2 tRNA genes and 1 rRNA gene are annotated in these 1,081 nt (G+C 53.1%); all 3 read right to left on the reverse strand.

Going from position 1 to position 1,081, the window contains the following annotated elements:
- Positions 1–317 precede the first annotated feature (317 nt).
- A tRNA-Ala gene (locus ACXRVZ_RS27630) sits at positions 318–393 on the reverse strand.
- A 23-nt stretch (positions 394–416) separates the two neighbouring features.
- A tRNA-Ile gene (locus tag ACXRVZ_RS27635) sits at positions 417–493 on the reverse strand.
- Positions 494–684: 191 nt separating this feature from the next.
- Positions 685–1,081, reverse strand: a 16S ribosomal RNA gene (locus ACXRVZ_RS27640); the annotation flags it as partial.

A 1,081-nucleotide genomic window follows, 5' to 3' on the forward strand; every position in this document is an offset into this window, starting at 1 on the left:
CCCTATAACTTTGACAGCGCTGACTGCACTGTCGTCAAGGACTCACACGGATCTTATTTCACCCGTGTGTTATTTGAGTATTCACGCGTTACGCCGTTCTTCATACCTAATCAATTTCTTGCTTAGTTGAAGTCTATGTTTGACGCAATCAAAATCGCTGTTAGCGGCACGGTGTACCAGGAGGTACTTTCCGCTAACAGCGCTGATTCGACTCTACAAATTGTTAAAGAACAACAGCCGATCTTTGCAGACCAGAGCTGGTAAACCTCAGCGAACATTGCTATTCGCTAAGGTTTACCAACTTAAATGAGTGAAACTGGTGGAGGATGACGGGATCGAACCGACGACCCCCTGCTTGCAAAGCAGGTGCTCTCCCAGCTGAGCTAATCCCCCGGTTCAAATCTCACGACTTGCCGTGGTGGGTCTGGCTGGATTCGAACCAGCGACCCCCGCCTTATCAAGACGGTGCTCTAACCGACTGAGCTACAGACCCACGCGAACCATGCGCATGAACTCTGTTGCTTGTCAGCCTGTCGAGGCCAGCTCAACAGGCTCACGCAATTTCACTCACTGTTGTGTGACAGCCGATAAGTGTGGGCGCTTGAAACCAAGTGTTTGAGCTTTCGCTCTATAGCGACCTTGCTCTGCCACTACCGAAGTAATGATGAGGCGCGATCTATCTAGAAAGGAGGTGATCCAGCCGCACCTTCCGATACGGCTACCTTGTTACGACTTCACCCCAGTCACGAACCCTGCCGTGGTAATCGCCCTCCTTGCGGTTAGGCTAACTACTTCTGGCAGAACCCGCTCCCATGGTGTGACGGGCGGTGTGTACAAGACCCGGGAACGTATTCACCGCGGCAAGCTGATCCGCGATTACTAGCGATTCCGACTTCACGCAGTCGAGTTGCAGACTACGATCCGGACTACGACCGGGTTTCTGGGATTAGCTCCCCCTCGCGGGTTGGCAGCCCTCTGTCCCGGCCATTGTATGACGTGTGTAGCCCTACCCATAAGGGCCATGATGACCTGACGTCATCCCCACCTTCCTCCGGTTTGTCACCGGCAGTCTCATTAGAGT

The sequence above is a fragment of the Roseateles sp. P5_E8 genome (assembly GCF_054177665.1).